We start from the raw sequence: 1,301 nt of genomic DNA, 5'->3' as shown, positions 1-1,301 counted from the left end.
CAACATCGCCTTAAACGGCATCGAAAGTATCCATAGGTATAAAGATGCCGGAAACAAGCTTATAGACCCTGTAGTCCGCTATGCAGACGACATGGTAATAATGCTTCGACCACAAGACGATGCAGATAAAGTGCTTAAAAGAATCAGCCAATTCCTGGCAGAACGCGGACTAAAAGTAAGCGAAAAGAAAACCAAGCTAACCGCCACGACAGATGGATTTGATTTCCTCGGTTGGCACTTCAAAGTGCAAGACAACGGAAAGTTTAGATGCGTCCCTTCAGTGGATAACTATAAAGCTTTTCGTCAGAAAGTAAAAACCATCGTCAACAACTCAAACTATGGTGCTAGCACAAAAGCCTTTAAACTGGCTCCGCTAGTTAGAGGATGGAGGAACTACCACCGCTACTGCAAAATGGATGGGTCACGATTCTCGCTGTACCACATCGAAAGCAGAGCGTTTACGGTATTCAACAAGGAAACTAAACAGAATCGCTACACTAGCAAGAAATTGTTAGATAAAGCATTCCCAGCAGTTTCTTACTCCGAAAACAAACACATCAATGTCAAGGATGGTAAATCACCCTATGACGGCGATTTGACCTACTGGAGCGAACGTAATAGTAAGCTCTACGGCGGTATTACCTCTAAAGTCCTAAGAGAGCAAAACCATTCATGTGCCAGATGTGGATTAAAGACCACATTCGAGGAGTGGGTAAACCTGCACCATAAAGATGGAAATCACCACAACTGGAAACCCAACAATCTGGAAGCTCTACATGAGTCATGCCACGATTACAGACACATGAGCAAAAGGCACAGTCCTAATTGAATCTGGAGCCGAGTGCGATGAAAGTCGCACGCTCGGATCTGAAGGAGAGCAGCGGGGCATAATAGCCCCCTTCGACTCCACCTAACAGTTTGGAGCTTGGCATTAACTTATACGCCAAAGTAGACCCCGATGAGGAAGCTGATGCAGTAGCAGAGCTTCTGTTGAAACAAGCGGAGGCTATTGTTAAGGCGCAAGCGGCTCCTGTACTGAAGGGTGTTAACTACCAGGTACAGGTTAAGCATAAAGAATCGTGGGCGGCAGTGTCGGACGAAGAAGACGGGTTTTAAATACTTTTGGGAAAAAGGAAACCATGACAAAAAAACTTGAGACTCCAAAACTCGAAGCACACTTAGTTGCTAGTCCAACAGGATTAGCAGAGTTATCCGAGGCAGTAGAGACAGCCTTGGCAAGCATTGAAGGTTGTGCCTCAGTCGAGCTTGTGACTCCTGATGGAGAACAGTTTACGTTGCAC

Annotated in this window: 2 protein-coding genes; both read left to right on the top strand. The window is 45.6% G+C overall.

Going from position 1 to position 1,301, the window contains the following annotated elements; all coding sequences use genetic code 11:
- Positions 1–829 (top strand): group II intron reverse transcriptase (locus AC2VE5_RS27765; RefSeq protein WP_486890736.1); only part of this gene is annotated, 829 nt, incomplete at its 5' end.
- 89 nt (positions 830–918) lie between these two features.
- On the top strand, positions 919–1,116 hold the full coding sequence (locus AC2VE5_RS27760) for a hypothetical protein (RefSeq protein WP_486890735.1): 198 nt from the start codon (positions 919–921) through the stop codon (positions 1,114–1,116).
- Positions 1,117–1,301 lie beyond the last annotated feature (185 nt).

The sequence above is a fragment of the Aliterella sp. E5.1 genome (genome assembly GCF_057473825.1).
This window is presented reverse-complemented; position numbering and strand designations above follow the sequence as displayed.